The organism is Halorientalis brevis (assembly GCF_023077655.1).
In genome coordinates this window covers 29135-46655 of record NZ_JALLGV010000005.1, presented here as the reverse complement: position 1 = coordinate 46655, position 17521 = coordinate 29135, and the positions used below count along the sequence as shown (strand labels likewise).

At 61.7% G+C, this 17521-nt stretch carries 18 protein-coding genes; 10 read left to right on the top strand and 8 right to left on the bottom strand.

The window, feature by feature from the left end:
• The first annotated feature begins 138 nt into the window (after positions 1 to 138).
• The 6 genes from MU553_RS12090 to MU553_RS12065 all read left to right on the top strand — a co-directional run bounded on the left by MU553_RS12090 (position 139) and on the right by MU553_RS12065 (position 6522).
• Positions 139 to 594, top strand: coding sequence for a type IV pilin (locus MU553_RS12090; protein WP_247378216.1), 456 nt, complete (start codon positions 139 to 141; stop codon positions 592 to 594).
• 53 nt (positions 595 to 647) lie between these two features.
• Positions 648 to 1568, top strand: coding sequence for a glucosyl-dolichyl phosphate glucuronosyltransferase (gene aglG, locus MU553_RS12085; RefSeq protein WP_247378214.1), 921 nt, complete (start codon positions 648 to 650; stop codon positions 1566 to 1568).
• Positions 1569 to 1614: 46 nt separating this feature from the next.
• On the top strand, positions 1615 to 2760 hold the full coding sequence (locus tag MU553_RS12080; RefSeq protein ID WP_247378212.1) for a glycosyltransferase: 1146 nt from the start codon (positions 1615 to 1617) through the stop codon (positions 2758 to 2760).
• 2 nt (positions 2761 to 2762) lie between these two features.
• Positions 2763 to 4277, top strand: coding sequence for an alkaline phosphatase family protein (locus tag MU553_RS12075; RefSeq protein ID WP_247378209.1), 1515 nt, complete (start codon positions 2763 to 2765; stop codon positions 4275 to 4277).
• Entirely contained in the window at positions 4274 to 5071 is a 798-nt protein-coding gene (locus MU553_RS12070; RefSeq protein WP_247378207.1) for a polysaccharide deacetylase family protein, read from the top strand. The genes MU553_RS12075 and MU553_RS12070 overlap by 4 nt, the downstream gene beginning before the upstream one ends.
• 68 nt (positions 5072 to 5139) lie before the next feature.
• Positions 5140 to 6522 carry a sulfatase family protein gene (locus MU553_RS12065; RefSeq protein WP_247378205.1) on the top strand — a complete coding sequence of 461 codons (1383 nt, stop codon included), beginning with the start codon at positions 5140 to 5142 and terminating at the stop codon, positions 6520 to 6522.
• 8 nt (positions 6523 to 6530) lie between these two features.
• Here the strand turns inward: MU553_RS12065 and MU553_RS12060 are convergent, their stop codons facing one another.
• Positions 6531 to 7973, bottom strand: coding sequence for a sulfatase family protein (locus MU553_RS12060; RefSeq protein ID WP_247378203.1), 1443 nt, complete (start codon positions 7971 to 7973; stop codon positions 6531 to 6533).
• Positions 7974 to 8117: 144 nt separating this feature from the next.
• On the opposite strand from MU553_RS12060, the gene MU553_RS12055 reads away from it, so the two are divergent.
• On the top strand, positions 8118 to 9476 hold the full coding sequence (locus tag MU553_RS12055) for a sulfatase family protein (protein WP_247378201.1): 1359 nt from the start codon (positions 8118 to 8120) through the stop codon (positions 9474 to 9476).
• On the opposite strand, the gene MU553_RS12050 is transcribed toward MU553_RS12055, so the two are convergent.
• The 4 genes from MU553_RS12050 to MU553_RS12035 are packed head-to-tail and all read right to left on the bottom strand — an operon-like array spanning position 9477 to position 13924.
• Complete coding sequence (locus MU553_RS12050; RefSeq protein ID WP_247378200.1) at positions 9477 to 10334, bottom strand: alkaline phosphatase family protein; 858 nt, start codon at positions 10332 to 10334, stop codon at positions 9477 to 9479.
• A 50-nt stretch (positions 10335 to 10384) separates the two neighbouring features.
• A complete protein-coding gene (locus MU553_RS12045) occupies positions 10385 to 11917 on the bottom strand; it encodes an oligosaccharide flippase family protein (RefSeq protein WP_247378198.1) in 1533 nt (510 codons plus the stop codon).
• Positions 11904 to 13028 (bottom strand): glycosyltransferase family 4 protein, encoded by a 1125-nt coding sequence (locus MU553_RS12040; RefSeq protein ID WP_247378196.1) that lies wholly within the window; start codon positions 13026 to 13028, stop codon positions 11904 to 11906. The genes MU553_RS12045 and MU553_RS12040 overlap by 14 nt, the downstream gene beginning before the upstream one ends.
• 47 nt (positions 13029 to 13075) lie before the next feature.
• Positions 13076 to 13924 carry a TrmB family transcriptional regulator gene (locus MU553_RS12035; RefSeq protein ID WP_247378194.1) on the bottom strand — a complete coding sequence of 283 codons (849 nt, stop codon included), beginning with the start codon at positions 13922 to 13924 and terminating at the stop codon, positions 13076 to 13078.
• A gap of 285 nt (positions 13925 to 14209) precedes the next feature.
• Between MU553_RS12035 and aglJ the strand changes: the two genes are divergently transcribed.
• The gene (aglJ, locus tag MU553_RS12030) at positions 14210 to 15235 is read left to right on the top strand and encodes an S-layer glycoprotein N-glycosyltransferase AglJ (RefSeq protein WP_247378192.1); all 1026 of its coding nucleotides are present in this window, start codon (positions 14210 to 14212) and stop codon (positions 15233 to 15235) included.
• Here the strand turns inward: aglJ and MU553_RS12025 are convergent.
• Entirely contained in the window at positions 15232 to 15558 is a 327-nt protein-coding gene (locus MU553_RS12025) for a DUF5789 family protein (protein ID WP_247378190.1), read from the bottom strand. The genes aglJ and MU553_RS12025 overlap by 4 nt on opposite strands.
• 101 nt (positions 15559 to 15659) lie before the next feature.
• Between MU553_RS12025 and MU553_RS12020 the strand changes: the two genes are divergently transcribed.
• A complete protein-coding gene (locus tag MU553_RS12020; RefSeq protein WP_247378188.1) occupies positions 15660 to 15869 on the top strand; it encodes a ribbon-helix-helix domain-containing protein in 210 nt (69 codons plus the stop codon).
• A gap of 28 nt (positions 15870 to 15897) precedes the next feature.
• Here the strand turns inward: MU553_RS12020 and MU553_RS12015 are convergent, their stop codons facing one another.
• Entirely contained in the window at positions 15898 to 16311 is a 414-nt protein-coding gene (locus tag MU553_RS12015) for a JAB/MPN domain protein-containing protein (protein ID WP_247378186.1), read from the bottom strand.
• Between the two features lie 181 nt (positions 16312 to 16492).
• Here MU553_RS12015 and MU553_RS12010 point away from each other — a divergent pair, with 181 nt between their 5' ends.
• Complete coding sequence (locus tag MU553_RS12010) at positions 16493 to 16786, top strand: PadR family transcriptional regulator (protein ID WP_247378184.1); 294 nt, start codon at positions 16493 to 16495, stop codon at positions 16784 to 16786.
• A gap of 6 nt (positions 16787 to 16792) precedes the next feature.
• Here MU553_RS12010 and MU553_RS12005 read toward each other — a convergent pair whose 3' ends face one another.
• The gene (locus MU553_RS12005; RefSeq protein WP_247378182.1) at positions 16793 to 17473 is read right to left on the bottom strand and encodes a hypothetical protein; all 681 of its coding nucleotides are present in this window, start codon (positions 17471 to 17473) and stop codon (positions 16793 to 16795) included.
• Positions 17474 to 17521: the final 48 nt, after the last annotated feature.

Genomic DNA, 17521 nt, shown 5'->3' with positions numbered 1-17521 from the left:
AAATCCACTGGCTAAGTTCGGTCGACTGATTCCGGAACTCGACAGGTGAGTCGCCCGCAAGGCTCACGTTCCTTCAAGCGCCAACGACTATACACTGCGTCCAGAACGCCGCGATGGCTTGTGGCTCGTGGAGAAACGATGTTCGGAGATCGGGACACCTCAGATTCGTTCGTCGGCGACCAACGAGCAGTCACGATAAACAACGTCGCAGCCGTCGCGACGCTGCTCGTATTCACTGTCGTTATCGGTGGTGGGCTCGGGGCAGCCGTGTTGTTCGCCGAGGAGGAAGACACTGGTCCCCCGTCGGCGAACTTCACGTTCAATTATTTCGACGAGAGTGACACGCTCCTCGTCACAAAGGAGGAAGGGGACAGACTTCCTGCTGGCGAATTGCTCGTGACGAACGGCAACGTGAACGTTACGTGGGCAGCAGTCGCGAACGTCAACAACACGACGCGTGTCAAACAGGGAGACGGTATCCAACTCAGCCGAGGGAGCGCGTTCAGCAGGTCGGTCTCGTCGACAGACAAGATTACCATCTACTGGACCGGTGGCAACGAGACCCGCAAACTCGACGAGTGGACCACAGAATGACCGTCCACTGTCGAAGGAAAACGGTTTTTTAACGTGAATGCTGATTGCGGAATATGCGTGTCTCGGTCGTTCTCTGTACACACACCCTCGACCGCTACGAGGCCTTCACCGACGCTGCCGAGAGCGTGCTCGCTCAAACGTACGACGATATCGAGCTCGTGCTCGTCAGCGACGGCAACGAGGCCGTCGCCGAGCGGTTCCGAAGCGACTACGGCGACCGGGACGACGTGGTGACCCACTGCAACGACGAGAACGTCGGACTCCTCGAAAGCCGAAACAACGGTGCCGAGGTCGCGACCGGTGACGTCGTGGCGTTCATCGACGACGACGCCATCGCGGATCCAGACTGGGTTGCAGAGCTCGTCGAGGCGTACGAAGACAAGGACGCACTGGCCGCAGGGGGGAAAATGACGCCCGCGTGGGTCGCAGGCCGACCGACGTTCCTCCCAGAGGAGTTCTACTGGCTCGTCGGCGTCACCCACCGCGGATTCGCCGACGGTCCTGGAGAGGTCCGCAACACGTTCGGGTCGAACATTTCCTTCCGGCGTGACGTGTTCCTCGAACTCGATGGGTTCGACACGAACATCGGTGGCCGGCAGGGCGATAAGAACCTCCAGGGCGGGGAGACGGAACTGTGTGCACGTCTCGCTGACGAGTACGGACACGGGGTCTACTACAACCCACGTGCGCGCGTTGCGCACAAGGTGTACGACTACCGGACCGATCCGAAGTGGCTTCTCGACCGGGCGTTCTGGCAAGGTTACTCGAAACGCGGGATGGAAGTTTTTCTCCCGGCTTCGACCGGCGAGGAGTACGATTTCATCGGCCAGCTGATCGGGGAGTTCGTTCCGGAGCGCATCCGTGGCCTCCTTGCCGGACCATCGGCCGAGAAAGTCGTTCAGTTCGTCATGCTGTTCGTGTTCACTGCCGTAGTCGGGAGCGGCTATCTCTACGGGATGGTGAAGTGGCGGTGAGAAAACGTCGGTATACTTATAGATGCGCCCACGGAGTTGCCATACAATGACGGACGCCGACGCGTCGACAGACCTCAGTGACCTCGAGGTCGCCGTCGCCCACTGGGGGGTCAACGCGTGGGGCGGGGCCGAGTACCTCGTGACGAAACTCGCCGAGGCGCTCGGGTGTGACCGCGTGTACACACTCGGCGAACCGGATCCCGACACGACCAATCCATACGGTGACGTGCAGTTCGTCGACGTGACCGACACGCTCTCGCCCGGTCCCCTCCGGCGGCTCCAGACTCGCGTCGGCCGCGTGTTCGAGTACGCCCTCTGGGAAGACGTCGACTGGCGCGAATTCGGTCGTCCAGATGTGTTGCTCACGTCTGGGGCGACCACCCGGGCCGTAATTACGCCCGATGACACCCTCCATCTCAACTACTGCCACTCGCCGGCACGGTGGTTCTACGACCGCTATCACGACCGCAAAGACTCGCTGGTCGGCCAGTTGGCTCGCCCACTGTTGCGGTACCTGCGCATGCGCGATGCCACCGTGGACGCCCGCGTCGACGGTTACTTCGCCAACAGTCCGATCGTTGCCCGCCGTATCCGGAAGTACTACGAGCGTGACTCGGAGGTACTCTATCCCCCGGTCGCCGTCGACGAATACGAGGATCGCGGGGACGAGGGGTACTACCTTCACCTGGGCCGCCTCGACGAGGAGAAGGGCATTCCTGCGATCGTCGAGGCGTTCGCTGGCACCGACAATCGACTCGTGCTGGCTGGCGGCCGCGGTGACGTGAGCGACGACGTGATGGCCCGCATTCGTCGTGCCGACAGCATCGACTATCGGGGATTCGTCGACGAGTCCGCGAAGTTCGAGTTGCTCGCGAACTGCCGAGCACTCGTGTTCAACGCCTACAACGAGGATTTCGGGATCGTTCCCATCGAGGGCAACGCAAGTGGCAAGGCAGTGCTCACCCGCGACGAGGGATTTCCGGGACTGTTCGTCGAGGAGGGGGAGAACGGTCTGCTCCACGACGGGACGGCCGCCGGTATCCGGGATGCGGTCGCGCGGTTCGAGCGTGACGGGATCGAATCTGAGCCGCGCGAACGGGTCGAAAAATTCTCAATGACAGCATTTCAAAACCAACTCGAATCCAACGTCGTCCGGTTGTACGACCAGTTCCGGGCGACGAACTTCTGTTAACTATGACTGAAACAATCGTACTCGGTCTGGATGGGGCCAACTGGGCGCTGCTCGAACCCTGGCTCGACGAGGGACGGTTGCCCAACATCGAGGCCCTCCGAGACCGTGGGGTGTGGACCGACATGCACAGCTGTTTCCCGCCAGTCACGTGTCCGAACTGGCGATGCTACTCGACCGGGAAGAATCCGGGGAAACTCGGCGTCTTCTGGTGGGAGACGATCGATACCGACCGACAAACCCTCACGACGCCGGACTCGCGCTCGTTCAAGAGCGCTAACTACTGGGACTACCTCAACCGGGAGGGGTTGTCGGCCGGTATCATGAACCTCCCGATGACGTATCCGCCGTTCGAAGTCGAGGAGTTCATGATCGCGGGTGGGCCCGGGAGCGAGCAGGAGAACTACACGCACCCAGCGGAACTGGGCGAGCGCCTCGACGCGGACGGGTACAGTCTCCATCCGGAGACACCGGTCACGGCGAAGGACGACCGGACGGCGGCTGACGGACTCGTCGACTTGATCGAGCAGCGGCTGGTGACGTTCCGTGAACGCCTCGACGAGACAGACGTGGACGTCGCCCACTGCACCGTCTTCTACGTCAACGTCCTCCAGCATTTCTTCTGGCGTGGCGAGCCGACCCGCCGAGCGTGGGAAGTCATCGACGAACAGATCGGGGCGATCAGGGATGCACATCCCGACGCGTCCCTGGTACTGATGTCCGACCACGGCTGTAAGGACGTCGACACCGTCTTTTACGCCAACTCCTGGCTCGAAGAGCAAGGCTACCTCGTCACGAAAGGGGAGACCAAAGACCTGCTCACGGAGTACGGCATCAACAAGAAACGACTCTCGAAACTCGCCCACAAACTCGGGATTCACAGTCTCGTGACCAAATTGGCCCCGGATCGAATCACCGAGCAGCTCCCCGACGACGAGGAGGGATTCAAACGCGAACAGAAACTGGAAAAGGTCGACTGGGACCGTTCGAAGGCGATAGCTAGCGGCCAGGGACTCGTGTACGTCATCGACGACGATCCGGACACTGTCGAGCAACTCGTCGACGATCTGTCGGAACTCACTGACGAGGACGGCGAGCCAATCGCCCGCAACGTTATGCGACGCGAAGAGGCCTACGACGGCCCCTACACCGAGGACGCACCGGAGATCGTCTTCGACCAGCGTCCCGGCGTCCATACGAGCGGTGCGATCGGGTCGAACCCTGTGTTCTCCGACGTCGGTCGCTGGGAGGCCGAGAACGTCCGGACCGGACTGTTCCTCGCCGACGGGCCGGGCGTCGAAGCGACCGATCTCGACGGACCCATCTCGATTACGGATATCGCACCGACGGTGCTCCAGAGCGTCGGTTGCGCCGTCCCCACGGACATGGACGGCAGGCCGCTCCCGCTGTTCGGCGACGTGGAGCACGAGACCTGCGAGCCGATCCCGTTCGAGGCCGCTACCGATGCGGCCCGCGAAGAGGTCCAGGACCGACTCGAAGATCTCGGCTATCTCGAATGACGGTTTGCATCACCGGTGACGTCCATCACATGGGGATGGACACCCGAGATCAAGCGTATCTCGACGGGACTGAGGTGGCAGCCGCCGTCGAGTACGCCGAGATCGCGGCCGAACACGACGTTCCCGTGACGCTGTTCTGTACTGGCAAGTGCGTCACAGAGGAGCCTGACCTGATGGCGGAACTGGCTGCGATGGACAACGTCGAACTCGCCGGTCACAACTACTGGGGGTTCACGACACCTGTTCACGCAGCCTGGCGTGCGCTCGGGAAAGTGACTGGTGGCCGAGTCGGGTCCTGGATGGGGCCGCGCCCGTTCCAAGCCCACGAGATTCGCAAGACTATCGACGTCTTCGAGCAACTCGGCGTCCGGATCACCGCGTGGCGAGATCACGCGTACCGTCACGACAGCCACACGGCAGACCTCCTCCAGGATCACGGGATCACGCACTACTCAGACGCCGTCGAGCCGCGGGGAACGGTCCGGGAGCGATCCGAACTAACCGTGGTTCCGATCAACACGCCGCCGGATCACGAGCACGTGTATCACGCCTTCCGGACGCCGGAGTTCGTCGCCGAATCCGGGTTCGAGGGTCCGTTCGGTACTGAATCTCGCTCACCCGAGGGATGGGTCGAATGGGTGCTGGACCACCTCGCAGACCATCGGGACGCGGACGTCGTCGGCACCGTCCTCGCGCACCCGGCTTGTATGCAACTCGCGGACGGGTTCGAGGCGTTCGAGGAACTGTGTTCGGCTGTCGACCAGGGCGTCTTGCTCTCGGAGATCGAGGCCTGATTCGGGCGTACTCGTGACGCCACTCGAAATACTTTATCAAACCTCAGGATAATTACGTACTATCACCGATGAAGACGCTACTGCTGACAGTCGATGCGCTCCGTGCTGATCACCTCGGACAGTACGGGTACGAGCGCGACACGATGCCCATCCTGGACGAGATCACCGAAGAGGGAACGCGATTCGCGTCGGCGTTTTCCAACGGGACCTACACTCGCATCTCCGTGCCGTCGTTCCAGACGTCACGCTATCTCGCGTACGAGAACCTCGATGCCGTCCCGAAACTGGCACCGGTGCTCGAGGACGCCGGCACTGAGACGGCGGTCATCGGGACACAGACCGGCATCGGCCTCGTTCACGGTGGGTTCGAGTACGGGGAGACGATCGACCTCGGCCGCGACGAGTACTTCGACGAGGCGAACACTGACCGGCCGACGCGAGAACTGGTCGCCTACCGCGTGAACAAGGTCGCTTCCTGGATCAGCCAGCAACTGCAGCGCCGCGGCGCTGACAGAGTCTACGACCTCCTGAAGGAGCCATACCGGAAACTCTACCCGGAAACACCCTTCGAACACAGCGGCTACACCAGTGCCGAGGTGGTCACCGACCGAGTCATCGACTGGTTCGAGGAAACCGAGCGCGAGGACTTCTTCCTGTGGGTTCACTACATGGAAGCACACCGTCCGTACGGCGTCCACGAGGACGAACCGGCGTATCTCGACCGCCCGGTCGAACAGGAACGAATCCGCGACCTGATGAAAACCGCCGGGACCGATCCCGACGCAATTTCCGACTCCGAACGCGAGCTATTGATCGATCTCTACGACTCTGACCTCCGGTACTGCTCGAAGCACATCTCACGTCTCTTTGAGTACTTCCGTGAGCAGGACCTCTGGAGCGACCTGAACCTCCTGTTTTCGAGCGATCACGGGGAGGAATTCTACGAACACGGCAACTACTTCCACCGGAACTACCCGTACGACGAGTTGATATCCGTGCCACTGCTCGCCAAGCGAGCGACCGATCCCGCGGGTGGCGAGACCGTCACAGAGCAGCGACAGTTGCTCGATCTGGCGCCCACGATCTGTCAGCTCCACGGCCTCGATCCGGACGACTACGACTTCCTCGGGACCCCGCTCTTCGAAGGGGATTCTCGGGAGGTCGTCACTCTCGGCCAACCAAACGACCGGGATCCGGCGGTGGCGATCCGATACGACGGCTGGAAGTACATCGATACCGGGGACGGCGAACAACTGTACGATCTCACCGCTGATCCGGACGAAAACGAGAACGTCGCTACCGACAATCAGTCCGTCGTCTCCCGCCTCAAACGAAACATCCCCGATCACGTCTTCGAGCGCGACGTCGAAGATCCGCGCCAGCCGGAAGACGAGGTCGACCGGAAGCAACTCGAGGCGCTGGGATACATGGAACTACGCGACGACGAGTAAACTGGCACTCACTCGACGTATCCGAGCGCTTCGAGCTGTTCGCCGAGGTGATCCGGTTCGACGGCGTCCCTGATGCTGTGGCGTTCGTATGCGTCAAGCGCGTAGTGATCGTCGACGCGCTCGGTCATGCGTTCCACGACGTCTGGCTGTTCGGCCGCGCAGTTGCGTTGCTCGTACTGGTCGTCTGGAATGTAGTATAACTCGTCCTCGTCGTCTCGCCGATACGTGATCAACTTCCACTCGTCGGTTCGACACGCAGTAATACGATTGCTGAGATCGATTTCGCGCCAGCCACCCGATGCGATCTGGCTGAAGACCGCCCGGTCCTCCGGCATCGCTTCCTCGCCCCGAACGATCGGATACAGCGAGAGACCGTGGAACTTCTCGGGGACGCTCAGATCGTCTACCGTGGCGTCCAGCAACGTCGGTGCGATGTCGATTGTTGACGTCACTCCGTCGAGAGACGTGACCGTTTCGTCGTTCGATCGAATGATCAACGGTACGCGGACGAGTTCGTCGTAGGGTCGACCGCCGTGCGCCAGTTCACCGTGTTCCCGGAACTCCTCGCCGTGATCGCCACAGAGGATCGTAATAGCGTCGTCCCAGTAGTCGCGCTTGCGTAGCCCGTTGATCAGTCGCCCGATTTGATCGTCGACCTCCTTCACCGACGCGTCGTACAGGTCGGAGATGATCGATACCTCTCGGTCCGTCGCCTCGTCCTCGTGTGAGTTTACCTTGTCGTTTATCTGCCACATTTCGCCGCTCGACAGCGGTTCGTCCAAGAACTCGTCGCGATAGGACTTCGGTGGGACGTACGGCGAGTGAGGCTCCATGAAATGCACCCACAGGAACAGTGGCTTTTCGTCCGGGAGCGCGTCGAGGTACGTGAATGCCGTGTCGACGGCGTCAGCAGCGGAGGTGTGCGGCGGCGTGCGGGTCCCCACCCGGCGATAGATCGATTCGAGAATCCGATACGGAACGCCATCCTGGTCGAGAGAACTGTAGACCTTCGACTTCGTGGTTTCGAGGGCGTCATGAATTGGAGACGACGCATCCTCACCCTTTTCGATCTCGATTTCCGGGTCGTCGACGATCGTTCGCTCGTTATCGTAGTAGACGTCGAAGCCTCGATCCCACCCGAACCGGGAGTGGAGTTGGGTGTTCGTGTTCACGCCGACGGTTCGGAAACCGTGCTCTCTGAACGTCTCGCTGATGACGTCGCGTTCCTCCGTCAGTTGGGCGTAGCCTCCGTACATCAGCGGATAGGTGGAGCAGAGGATGCCGGGAAAACTCGTTCGCGTGTTCGGACCCGTCGCGATCGCCTCGTCGGAGTGCGTTCCCTCTGCCGCGAGGGCATCCATCGTCGGCGAAACGGGCCGGTCGTACCCGAAGGCGGAGAGGCGGTCGTACCGCAGACAATCGACTGTGATGAGGATGGCGTGTTGTGGCATAGGCGGCTGACGTTATTGGTATGACCGCTTGAGGGGACTGTATATGTTTGGATTATACAGATTCGGCGATCGTCTCCTAACTGGGTTGGTGCCTTTTGCACGACAAGAAAAACTCATGTGGGAGGTGTCGAAAGTCACCAGTAAATGGCCGTCTCCAACGTCCTCCTCGTAACCATCGATAGTCTCAGGTACGACAGGGCGCTCGACTCGGACCGTCCGGTCGAGCCTGCCCCGACCCTGTCTCGCCTCGCCACGGATGGCTTTTCGTTCACCCGCGCGTTCGCCAACGGCCCGAACACGCCGTCGAGTTTCCCGACCATCCTCACCGGAACGTATCCCGCGATGTATGGCGGGTACCGCTACCTCGACGAGCGGAGACCGTTCCTCTCGGAGACGCTCCGGGACGGCGGCATGACGACGGTCGGATACCATTCGAATCCGCACCTCGGGCCGGAGAAAAACTACAACCACGGGTTCGATACGTTCAACGACGGGGCGGAATCGGAGGACGACGCCCTCACCATCAAGAACGTCGTCGATAAGTACGTACCAGCCGACTCGTTGCTCTACAGCGTCCTGCGGAGAGGGTGGCACTACTTGACGATGACGACGGACACGTCAGCCTATACCCCAGCCACCGAGATCACGGACCGCGCGATCGACTGGTTCGAGACCGAGTGGGACGGGGACACGCCCTATTTCATGTGGCTCCACTACATGGACGTTCACTACCCGTTCACGCCACCGGATCGGTTCGTCGAGGAACTCGACATGGAACCGCTCTCGACTCGCCGGAAGGCGGACCTCAACGGTCGAATGCAGGAAGACCCCGAGTCGCTCACTGCCGACGACCGCGAGGACCTGCTCGACCTCTACGACGCGGAAATTCGATACATGGACCACAATCTCGACCGTCTCCTCCGGAAGCTCGAACAACAGGGGGCAAGAGAGGACACTGCCGTCGTCGTGACCGCCGACCACGGGGAGGCATTCGGCGAACACGACCGTTACGGGCACCACCCATACAATTACGACGAACTCGTCCACGTGCCGCTGGTGTTCGACGTCCCCGGTCGCGACGGCCGGCAAATCGACCAACAGGTGTCGCTGATCGACGTTCCGCCGACGTTGTACGATCTCACCGACACCGAAACGCCGGACGCGGCACAGGGACGAAGCCTGGAACCGCTCATGGAGGGCGAGGACCGCGAAGAACGAGTCGTCATCTGCACTTCGAGCGGTGGTGACATGTTGGCGACGCGAACGCCAGAGTGGAAGTGTCTCTGGGATCGAGAGGCCGACGACGTCGAGCTGTACGATCTGTCGGCGGACCCGGGTGAAACCCGGGACGTGAGCGGGGAGCATCCCGAGACCGTCGAACGATTCACCGACGTCCTCGAGGAGCACCTCGAAGCGGCCCGAGCCACGGACACAGACTTACCCGACGTCGAGGAGAGCGACGAGGTGAAACAGCGACTCGAGGACCTGGGATACGTCGACTGATCAGACGTACCCGAGGTCTTTGAGTCGGTCTTGAACCTGTTCCCCCTGAGCTTCGCTGATCTCGCCCGTCCGAATCTCACGTCGTTCTCCGTCGCGGACTGCCCACGGAACCTCGACCAGCGACGGGAAGCGTAGTCGAGCCTTGTGGCCGCCGATGCCGAGCCGTTCTTTCAGCCCGCTGGCGAAGACCTGTCCGTGGTCGGCCGTGACGACGGTCTTCCCCGGAACGGCGTCGATGATGTCGTCGACGTACGGCAGGACTAGCTCGAGGTTCTCGACGTACGCCTGCCAGTAGGCCGACTGCTCGTCGTAGTCGTCTCGTTCGGTCGCGAGGAAAGGGCCGTGGGGCTGCATGAAGTGAACGATGAGCCGCTTGTCAGGGAACTCCTCGTAGGCGTCGATAGCGGCGTCTCGGACGGCGCCTGGAAGGACGACGCCGGCGTCGTCGTCGAAGTCCGTCTCCCAGAGTTCGACGATGTGGTGGAAGGCGTCGCCGGCTTCCAGTGACGTGTGCGGGTTGGCCGAGACGTACACCGTATCGCCGAACGACTCGCCCTGGAAGTTTTGCCGGGTCCACTCGCTCGAGTGGCTTCCCAAACTGACGCGGCTGTCGTACTCGTCGTACTGGTCCAGATCGACCACCTGCTCGAAGTAGTCCGCTCGACAGGCGTCGAGGACGATCATCGTGTCCCAGTCTTCCTCCATGACGTGAATCCCCTCGTCGTACCCCGGATACCCTGGATGAAACTGCGTCGCAGTCCCGATGACGAACGGGACGAACACCCGATTTCGCCACCAGTTGAGCGAGGTGAAGTTCTTTCGGATCTCAGAGAGGGCGTATCGCGGATCGATACCCATTGTCGGAAGATGTCCGAGCAGTCGATTTAGGTGTGTTGGTTCGGCGAAAGTTATCGCTGAGAGAGCCAGCGGATCAGCCCGTCGAAGCGCGTGAGATCGAGTCCGTACTGCTCTTCGGCCGACCGGAGAATCATCGTCTCCGTCTCGGAGAGGCCGAACGTGAGTAGCACCGTCACCGCGTAGACGAGAGCCGTCAGTCCCGTTACTGCGATCAGCCAGAGAAGCGTCGACGGGGTCGCGGGCGAGACGACCTGCCACACGACCACCAGGATCGGGACTGCGAGTGCGATCGGTCGGGTGGCTTGCCAGACGAGCGGCGTTTCGCCCAGTGCGAGATACACCTGCACGGCAGCCAGTCCGTCCCGGAGGAGAAACGACGCCGTGGTGGCGAGTGCGGCACCGATGATCCCGAATCTGGGGATGAGTACCACGTTGAGGGCCAGGTTTGTGACGGCGGCGAGAGCGCTGTTGAACGAGAGGATTTTCGACCGACCGACGGCCTCCAGGATGGAGTTGTTGATGCTGAGGACGTTTTTCGCCGCGAACCCGACCGCGAGGACCGTCAGGACGATCCCCCCGTCAGCGTATTTAGAGCCGTAGATATTGACGATGAAGTCGGTCGCGAACACGCCGAGTGGCACCAGCGCACAGACGCTGGCGACGATCAGCCACCGGACGACTGCCCGAAACATCTCCATCGCGTCGTCGACGGCCGCGTCGTTCTCCAGCCGGCTCGCGATCGGAGTGGCCAGGAAGTTGAACGCCGTCGAGAACACTCCCATGAAGCTCACGGCCGCGTAGGCGACCCCGTAGATCCCGGTTGCCGCATCGCCGATGTAGTACAGGATGAGGAAGATATCGATGCTTCGATAGATGAACCCGGAGATTTCGCTGACGGTGAACGGCAACGAATAGCGCGTCACCGCTTCGACTCGGTCCCGATTCAACGGTGCACGCGAGCGGGGAAGGGTCCGGTGTAAGAGGACGAGACCGATGAGCGCACTGACTGCGTACGGGACGGCGTAGGCCCCTGCGAGTCCGGCCTGTCCCAGGCCGTACAACACCGCCCCGACTACCAGCGTGATGCGGACGATCGGGTGGACGATGTTCTTGACGAACACCCAGTAGGTCGACCGCTCCTGGCCGCGGATGCCACCGACGGCTACGTTCAACAGCGTCGCGAACGGGATGGCGGCTCCGAATACTCGAATGCTGACCGTCACGTTCGGGTTCCCGAACACTGTGGAGGCGATGAACGACGCGTTGAGTGCGACCGCTGCGCCGAGGAGCGTCGACGTGACGAGCGCCATCCCGACCGACGCGAGGACGAGCATCCGTTTTTCGGCCTCGTCGACCCGCGGGAGGTACCTGGTTAACCCCGACGCGAGACCGAGCCCACCCACAATGGCGCCGAGGTCCAACAGGGCGGTCCCGGCGGTGAGTCCGCCGAAGTCCGCGACCGAGAGGTAGTTGGCCGCGACGACTTGCGCGACGAAGGCGATGAGAAGCTCCAGAAACAATCCCAGGGTGACGACGCTTGCACCCTTGACTACGTCACGGATCGCCTGATCAACGTCGGTCATCGAGGGCAATCACCTGTTCGAGGAACCGCTCGTACCGCTCGTACAGCTCCGTCCACGAGAACTCGCCCTCGACTGCCGCCCGGCCCTCGCGTCCAAGTCGGGCACGTTCGGCGTCGTCCGCCGCGAGGCGATCGAGTGCAGCCGCCAGGCCGGCCGGGTCGCGCGCCTCACACAGGAGGCCCGTTTGCCCGTCCCGGACGACCTCAGGAACGCCACCCACGCGCGTAGCGACGACCGGCGTCGCTGTCGCCTGCGCCTCGAGGACGACGCGGGGCAACCCTTCTGTGTGGGACGGGAGTACCAACGCGTCGAACTCGTGGTACAGCGCGGGAATCTGCTCGTAGGGAACCGAGCCGAGGAACGTCGCGGCCGCACCGTAGGTTCGTTCGAGTCGACTCCGTTCGGGACCGTCGCCAGCGACGAGCAGGTGCAGGTCCGCGTCTGCCTGATCGAGCGCGGTCGCCAGGTCATCGAGACCCTTGTACGGCTGGAGCCCTCCGACGAATCCCAACCGGAACCCGCCCCCGTCCTGATCGATTCGGTCGCGGAAGCGGTCGCTCAGCGGCGTCGGGACCGTTTCCGGGTGGAACCGGTCGATGTTCACGGCGTTCTGGACGTTGAAGATTCGGTCGGCCGCGACGCCTCTCGTACGGAGTTGTGAACCGATGTGATCACACACGACGAAGTATCCGTCGTGGGGTGCTCGCAGACGCGCCGTGAACGACGCGAGATCCAGTCGACGGGAGAGTCCGTCAGTGGGCGGATCGAGACTCGATCCGACGTGGACGACGTGCGGGACGCCGAGTCGCCGTGCAGCGATCAGGCCCGGAAGGTAGGTCTTCCGGGTCTTCGAGACGATCACGTCGACGGACTCTCGTTTCCCGACCTGTACTGCTCGGACCACCGTTCTGAGCGGTCCCTCGACGAACCGGCTCCGGGGTGACACTGACCGTTGGAACGGCCGCTCTGGCTCGGTGTTCCAATCGAGCAGGAACACGTCGTGACCCCGGTCTCTGAGTCCCGTAACCACGTTGCGGACGTGGATCGCGCCCCCTCGGACAAGCGCGTCACTGAAAGAAATCGCTTCTTCGGTCAGATAGAGGACGCGCATATGCTGAGATACTAGAGACAGCTAATATATCCCGCGGTCCGTGCCAATTATGATGGATACTCGCCGACGCTCTCGTGTTCCCACACGAGGTCGAAGTAGCGCTGGAGTCCGGCAACGAACGATCCGTTGTCAGTGATAGCGGCCTGCCGCATGTGGAGTGGAATCTCTTTTTCTTCGACGAGCAGGATGGCGTTCCCCGTTTCGTAGTCCATGCTCGGATCGATGATGGTCCCGCGCCAGGGGAGTTTCTCCTCGCTGAACCGCAGGTCGACCGATGGGTACTCGTCCACCATCCGCTCGACCCGGTCCTCCTGAATCGGTCGGTTCTCTTCGATCAGTTGGTCCGGGTGGAGAAAGAGGACGTCCACGTCGATACCCCGCGCGAGTGCGTCCTCGAAGGCGGAGCGAACGGCCTCGAAGTACTCGAAGCTCTTCGTGATGATGCGGATGCGCTCGGCCGCGTCGTGGTAGAGCTGTCGCGTCTCGCGTTCGCTCGGTTCCCCGACGTCCACTACGTGAAACAGTTCTTCCGTCGGTGTGATGTCCTGACTGGCGCGTTCGAAGCGTGGTTGGAACTCCGCCAGGAACGCGTCCTCCAGGTCGGCGAGTTCCTGGCAGAACTGTTCGTAGTCCTGTCGACGGTTCTCTTTCGCTCGTTCGAGTATCTCCGCCGGTGATTTGGGTTGGTACTCCTTGGGCCGGCCCGGAATGATCTTGATGTACCCGCGATCCGACAGCGAGTCGAGGACGCCGTAGATGCGCGCTTTCGGGATGCCAGTCGCTTCGGCGAGGTTCGGTGCCGTCGTTCTGCCGAGCGTGAGCAACTCGGTCAACGCCGTCGCCTCGTACTCTGTCAACCCCAATCGGTCGAGCATCCCGACCGCTTCCTCAGTCATGTCAGCGTCGTTCGCCTTCCCGCCTTCTAAGTTTGCCGAAAGATACTTATCAGATGACACGCCTATAGTTACTCAGAGTCTGAGTAACTATGTCCGACAACAAGTCAGGGGACGACGCCGAACACCTCGACGACGTGGCGGATGGGTGTGGCTGTACAGAGATCTGGGAACACATGAGTGACCAACGCGCAGACGATTGAGCAGGGGGACTGACACGTGAGACCGGTCTGGCGAGACGAGGGAGGAACCGTACCTTTTTGCGACCGTGGTGACCATACTGCGACGATGCCCGACCGCTCGGACGTGTGTATACTCATTCCAACGCTGAACGAAGCCGAGACGATCGGCACAGTGATCGACGACTTCACCGAGCAGGGCTTCGAGAACGTCCTCGTCATGGACGGCGATTCGACGGACGGCACCAGAGAAATCGCTGCCGACCACGGGGCTCGCGTCGAGGTCCAGTCCGGCAGTGGCAAGGGACAGGCCGTCCGTGAGAGCCTCCGCTACATCGACGAACCGTACGTCCTGATGCTAGACGGCGACGATACCTACCGGGTCGAGGACGCAGACGCGATGCTCGAACCGCTGTTTTCGGGACGAGCCGAACACGTCATCGGCGACCGGTTCGCCGACATGGAGACGGGTGCGATGTCCCGACTCAACCAGGTCGGGAACCGACTCATCAACGGCGCGTTCCGCTGGATCCACGGGCGGAACCTCCAGGACATTCTGAGCGGGTACCGCGCGTTCACTCGGAGTTCGATGGACCGGCTGAGTCTGAACGCGTCAGGTTTCGGCATCGAGACGGAGCTCGCTGTCGAGTGCGTCAAACACGGCGTCAAGACGGAGGTCGTTCCGATTCGCTACGAAGCGCGGCCGGACGCGTCCGAGACCAATCTCCGCCCGTTCAGAGACGGCGGCGTCATCATCCTGACGCTGTACCAGATGGCGAAGACGAACAACCCGCTGTTTTACTTCGGGAGCGTGGGCGTGCTGAGCTCGCTGGCAGGCGTCGCGCTCGGTGCGTACGTCGCAATCGAGTGGCTGACGACGCGAACCTCACACGAGGTCATCGCCGTTGTCGCCGCACTGGCCATCATCTTCGGGGTTCAGCTGCTGATTTTCGGCGTCCTCTCGGACATGATCGTGGCGCTCAACCGCGAGCAGACGCGCAGACTAGAGGAACTGGCCGAATCGTTGAGCGACCGCCGACGCGCGGAGTCGACGCCCCAGGAGGCCGCAGACCTCCGAGAGCGGGACGGGGCCGAAGAACTCACGGCGTCACGGGACGCTGGCGACGGGAATTAAAACGGAACGAGTGCGCGCAGCTGCATGAAGAGGCTTGACGACGCGGACTCGCGGAGCTCCTCGAAGACGGGGTGCAGCGCGTTCAGCAGTTCCTGTTCGGACTCGAAGCTCGCGTCGTTCGATCGCTCGATCACCTCCGAGATCGCGATTCGATTCCCAGTCGCGTTGTAGGGGATTTTGGCGTCACCGAGGGCCTCGATTATCGTCTCGCCCGTGGCCGGGTAGTCGATGTCGACTTCGGAGAGTCGTGCGTCCAGCGCCGCAATGCCGAACTCGATGGCATCCGGTTCGTCGTCGTCCTGTTGCGGTGGCCGAACTCCCATTACGTATCACTATCTGCTCCCACACCGAAAATCCTACCCCTTGCAGTCGGACCTGGCCGTCCAGCACAATGCCTATCAGACCGGTCGCCCTTTGGAGCAACATGACCGATTACACTACTGTCTCGATTCCCACTGATCTGGCCGACCGCGTCGACGAGACGATCGAGGGCACGAGTTTCTCCAGTACGAGCGACCTCGTTCGGTTCCTCCTGCGAAGTATCGTCATCCAGCACCAGCGCCGGGGTGAACTCACCGAATCCGAGTTCGCGGAGATCGCAGAGCAACTGCAGGATCTGGGCTATCTGGACTGATCTGGTACCCGGTTCGGGGACGCGAGCGTCACAGCGACACCGATTCTTCCGGCGGTTCCGCATCGACTACTGTGAGTTCCTTGCGGCGCCCCTTCCGATCGAACGCCGCCAGCGACGCCCGTTCCCAGGGCGGGACGGCGACGAACACGACTTCTGCCAGGTCGTCCCGTTTCGACACGGAGAGATCGCCGGTCGGATGTGAGACGAACCGGCCCTGAATCTGGCCGGCCGGCGTCCCCAGATCGACGCCGAACACCGCGTTGACGGACTTTCCCGCGTTCGGCAGATAGAAGTGTGTAAAAACGGGCGTGTCGTCGTCGAGATCCGTGCCGTCCAGCTCTGCGGCCGTCCGCACCGAAAGGGAGATTGTGACTGACTCGGGGTCACGTTCGCGAGCAAACCGGAGCAGGGTCTCGGCCAAACCACGAGTGATGTGGACCACACAGCACCTTCGTCAGTCGCAGACATAATTTCACCGACCGGACCGTGGCCAGCATATACCAATTGCTAAATATGACATCATTATTTATTGAGTGGTAACTATCGTCGGAATACGTAACTCTAACCGGGTTTTGGACTGCCAACAATTTTATCTCTGTCAAAACACAACAGAACTATGAACAATGCACGACCTTACCGCGTTTCAGAGAGACGTTCTATACGTCCTTGCCGGGTTGGACGAAGCATACGGGCTGGCGATCAAGGCCGAACTCGAAGACTACTACGAGGGTGACGTCAATCACGGTCGGCTCTACCCGAATCTGGACGAACTCGTCGAGCGAGGCTACGTCGAGAAAGGGCAGATCGACCGCCGAACGAACTCCTACGAACTGACCGAAGAGGGCGAAAGTGCGCTGGCCGATCGTCGCGAGTGGGAGGACTCCTACCTCCAGGACGTCGAGATTGCTATCGCGTAACAGGGGCTACCCCAACACCAGTTTTCGGAGATTCTTCAGATAGAGTCCTGGCGTCCGCGCTCGTGCACCTGCGACGGCGTCAGAGAGCGCCTTGCTCGCGTCGTCGTGAATGCCTGCACCGTGACCGACGAGCACTCGGTCCGGCGAGAATCGGCGGAGTTTCTTCGGCGGCTTCATCCTGAGCATCGGGTGAACGCCCAGACGCTCGCTCCCTACCAGGAAGTAGTCGGCAGTGCCGACCGACTCCGGAACGATGAGTTCGTCTCGATCCTCGATGTACAGCGCGGCTTCCTGCCAGAACCGGTTGTCGACGAGTTTGTGAACGCCGACGCCGGTGTCGGCCAGTTCGAGGTGGATTCGTTCGGCCGGTGCGTCGATCTCGTCGACGACGCCGTCCATCCAGTCGGGCACGTGGACGGCCACGCCGTGCCGATTCGCGACTGTTGCCGCGTCCCGCTTGTGTCGGTCCAGCAGGATGACGACGCCTGCCACGTCGCCGAACTCGGCGAGCAAGTCGTCGAGGCCCTCCACGTCGATGGGATCGCAGACCCAGACGTCGCCGTCGATTGCGAACGCGTGACTCGCCCGCTGCATGGTCTCGTCGGGAAAAGCGATCCACCCGACACCGTCGTCACGGCGATCGATCTCCCGGAACTCCGTCGCCTTTCCCGATCCTTTCATCGGCATGGCCCGATTATTGGGTCCGAGGAACCAAAAAAGGTCGTTAACTGGCAA

Bases quoted from the DNA above. Each gene is read 5' to 3' on its own strand.
- MU553_RS12090 (WP_247378216.1), top strand. From the start codon at position 139: ATGTTCGGAGATCGGGACACCTCAGATTCGTTCGTCGGCGACCAACGA.
- aglG (WP_247378214.1), top strand. From the start codon at position 648: ATGCGTGTCTCGGTCGTTCTCTGTACACACACCCTCGACCGCTACGAG.
- MU553_RS12080 (WP_247378212.1), top strand. From the start codon at position 1,615: ATGACGGACGCCGACGCGTCGACAGACCTCAGTGACCTCGAGGTCGCC.
- MU553_RS12075 (WP_247378209.1), top strand. From the start codon at position 2,763: ATGACTGAAACAATCGTACTCGGTCTGGATGGGGCCAACTGGGCGCTG.
- MU553_RS12070 (WP_247378207.1), top strand. From the start codon at position 4,274: ATGACGGTTTGCATCACCGGTGACGTCCATCACATGGGGATGGACACC.
- MU553_RS12065 (WP_247378205.1), top strand. From the start codon at position 5,140: ATGAAGACGCTACTGCTGACAGTCGATGCGCTCCGTGCTGATCACCTC.
- MU553_RS12060 (WP_247378203.1), bottom strand. From the start codon at position 7,973: ATGCCACAACACGCCATCCTCATCACAGTCGATTGTCTGCGGTACGAC.
- MU553_RS12055 (WP_247378201.1), top strand. From the start codon at position 8,118: ATGGCCGTCTCCAACGTCCTCCTCGTAACCATCGATAGTCTCAGGTAC.
- MU553_RS12050 (WP_247378200.1), bottom strand. From the start codon at position 10,334: ATGGGTATCGATCCGCGATACGCCCTCTCTGAGATCCGAAAGAACTTC.
- MU553_RS12045 (WP_247378198.1), bottom strand. From the start codon at position 11,917: ATGACCGACGTTGATCAGGCGATCCGTGACGTAGTCAAGGGTGCAAGC.
- MU553_RS12040 (WP_247378196.1), bottom strand. From the start codon at position 13,028: ATGCGCGTCCTCTATCTGACCGAAGAAGCGATTTCTTTCAGTGACGCG.
- MU553_RS12035 (WP_247378194.1), bottom strand. From the start codon at position 13,924: ATGACTGAGGAAGCGGTCGGGATGCTCGACCGATTGGGGTTGACAGAG.
- aglJ (WP_247378192.1), top strand. From the start codon at position 14,210: ATGCCCGACCGCTCGGACGTGTGTATACTCATTCCAACGCTGAACGAA.
- MU553_RS12025 (WP_247378190.1), bottom strand. From the start codon at position 15,558: ATGGGAGTTCGGCCACCGCAACAGGACGACGACGAACCGGATGCCATC.
- MU553_RS12020 (WP_247378188.1), top strand. From the start codon at position 15,660: ATGACCGATTACACTACTGTCTCGATTCCCACTGATCTGGCCGACCGC.
- MU553_RS12010 (WP_247378184.1), top strand. From the start codon at position 16,493: ATGCACGACCTTACCGCGTTTCAGAGAGACGTTCTATACGTCCTTGCC.
- MU553_RS12005 (WP_247378182.1), bottom strand. From the start codon at position 17,473: ATGCCGATGAAAGGATCGGGAAAGGCGACGGAGTTCCGGGAGATCGAT.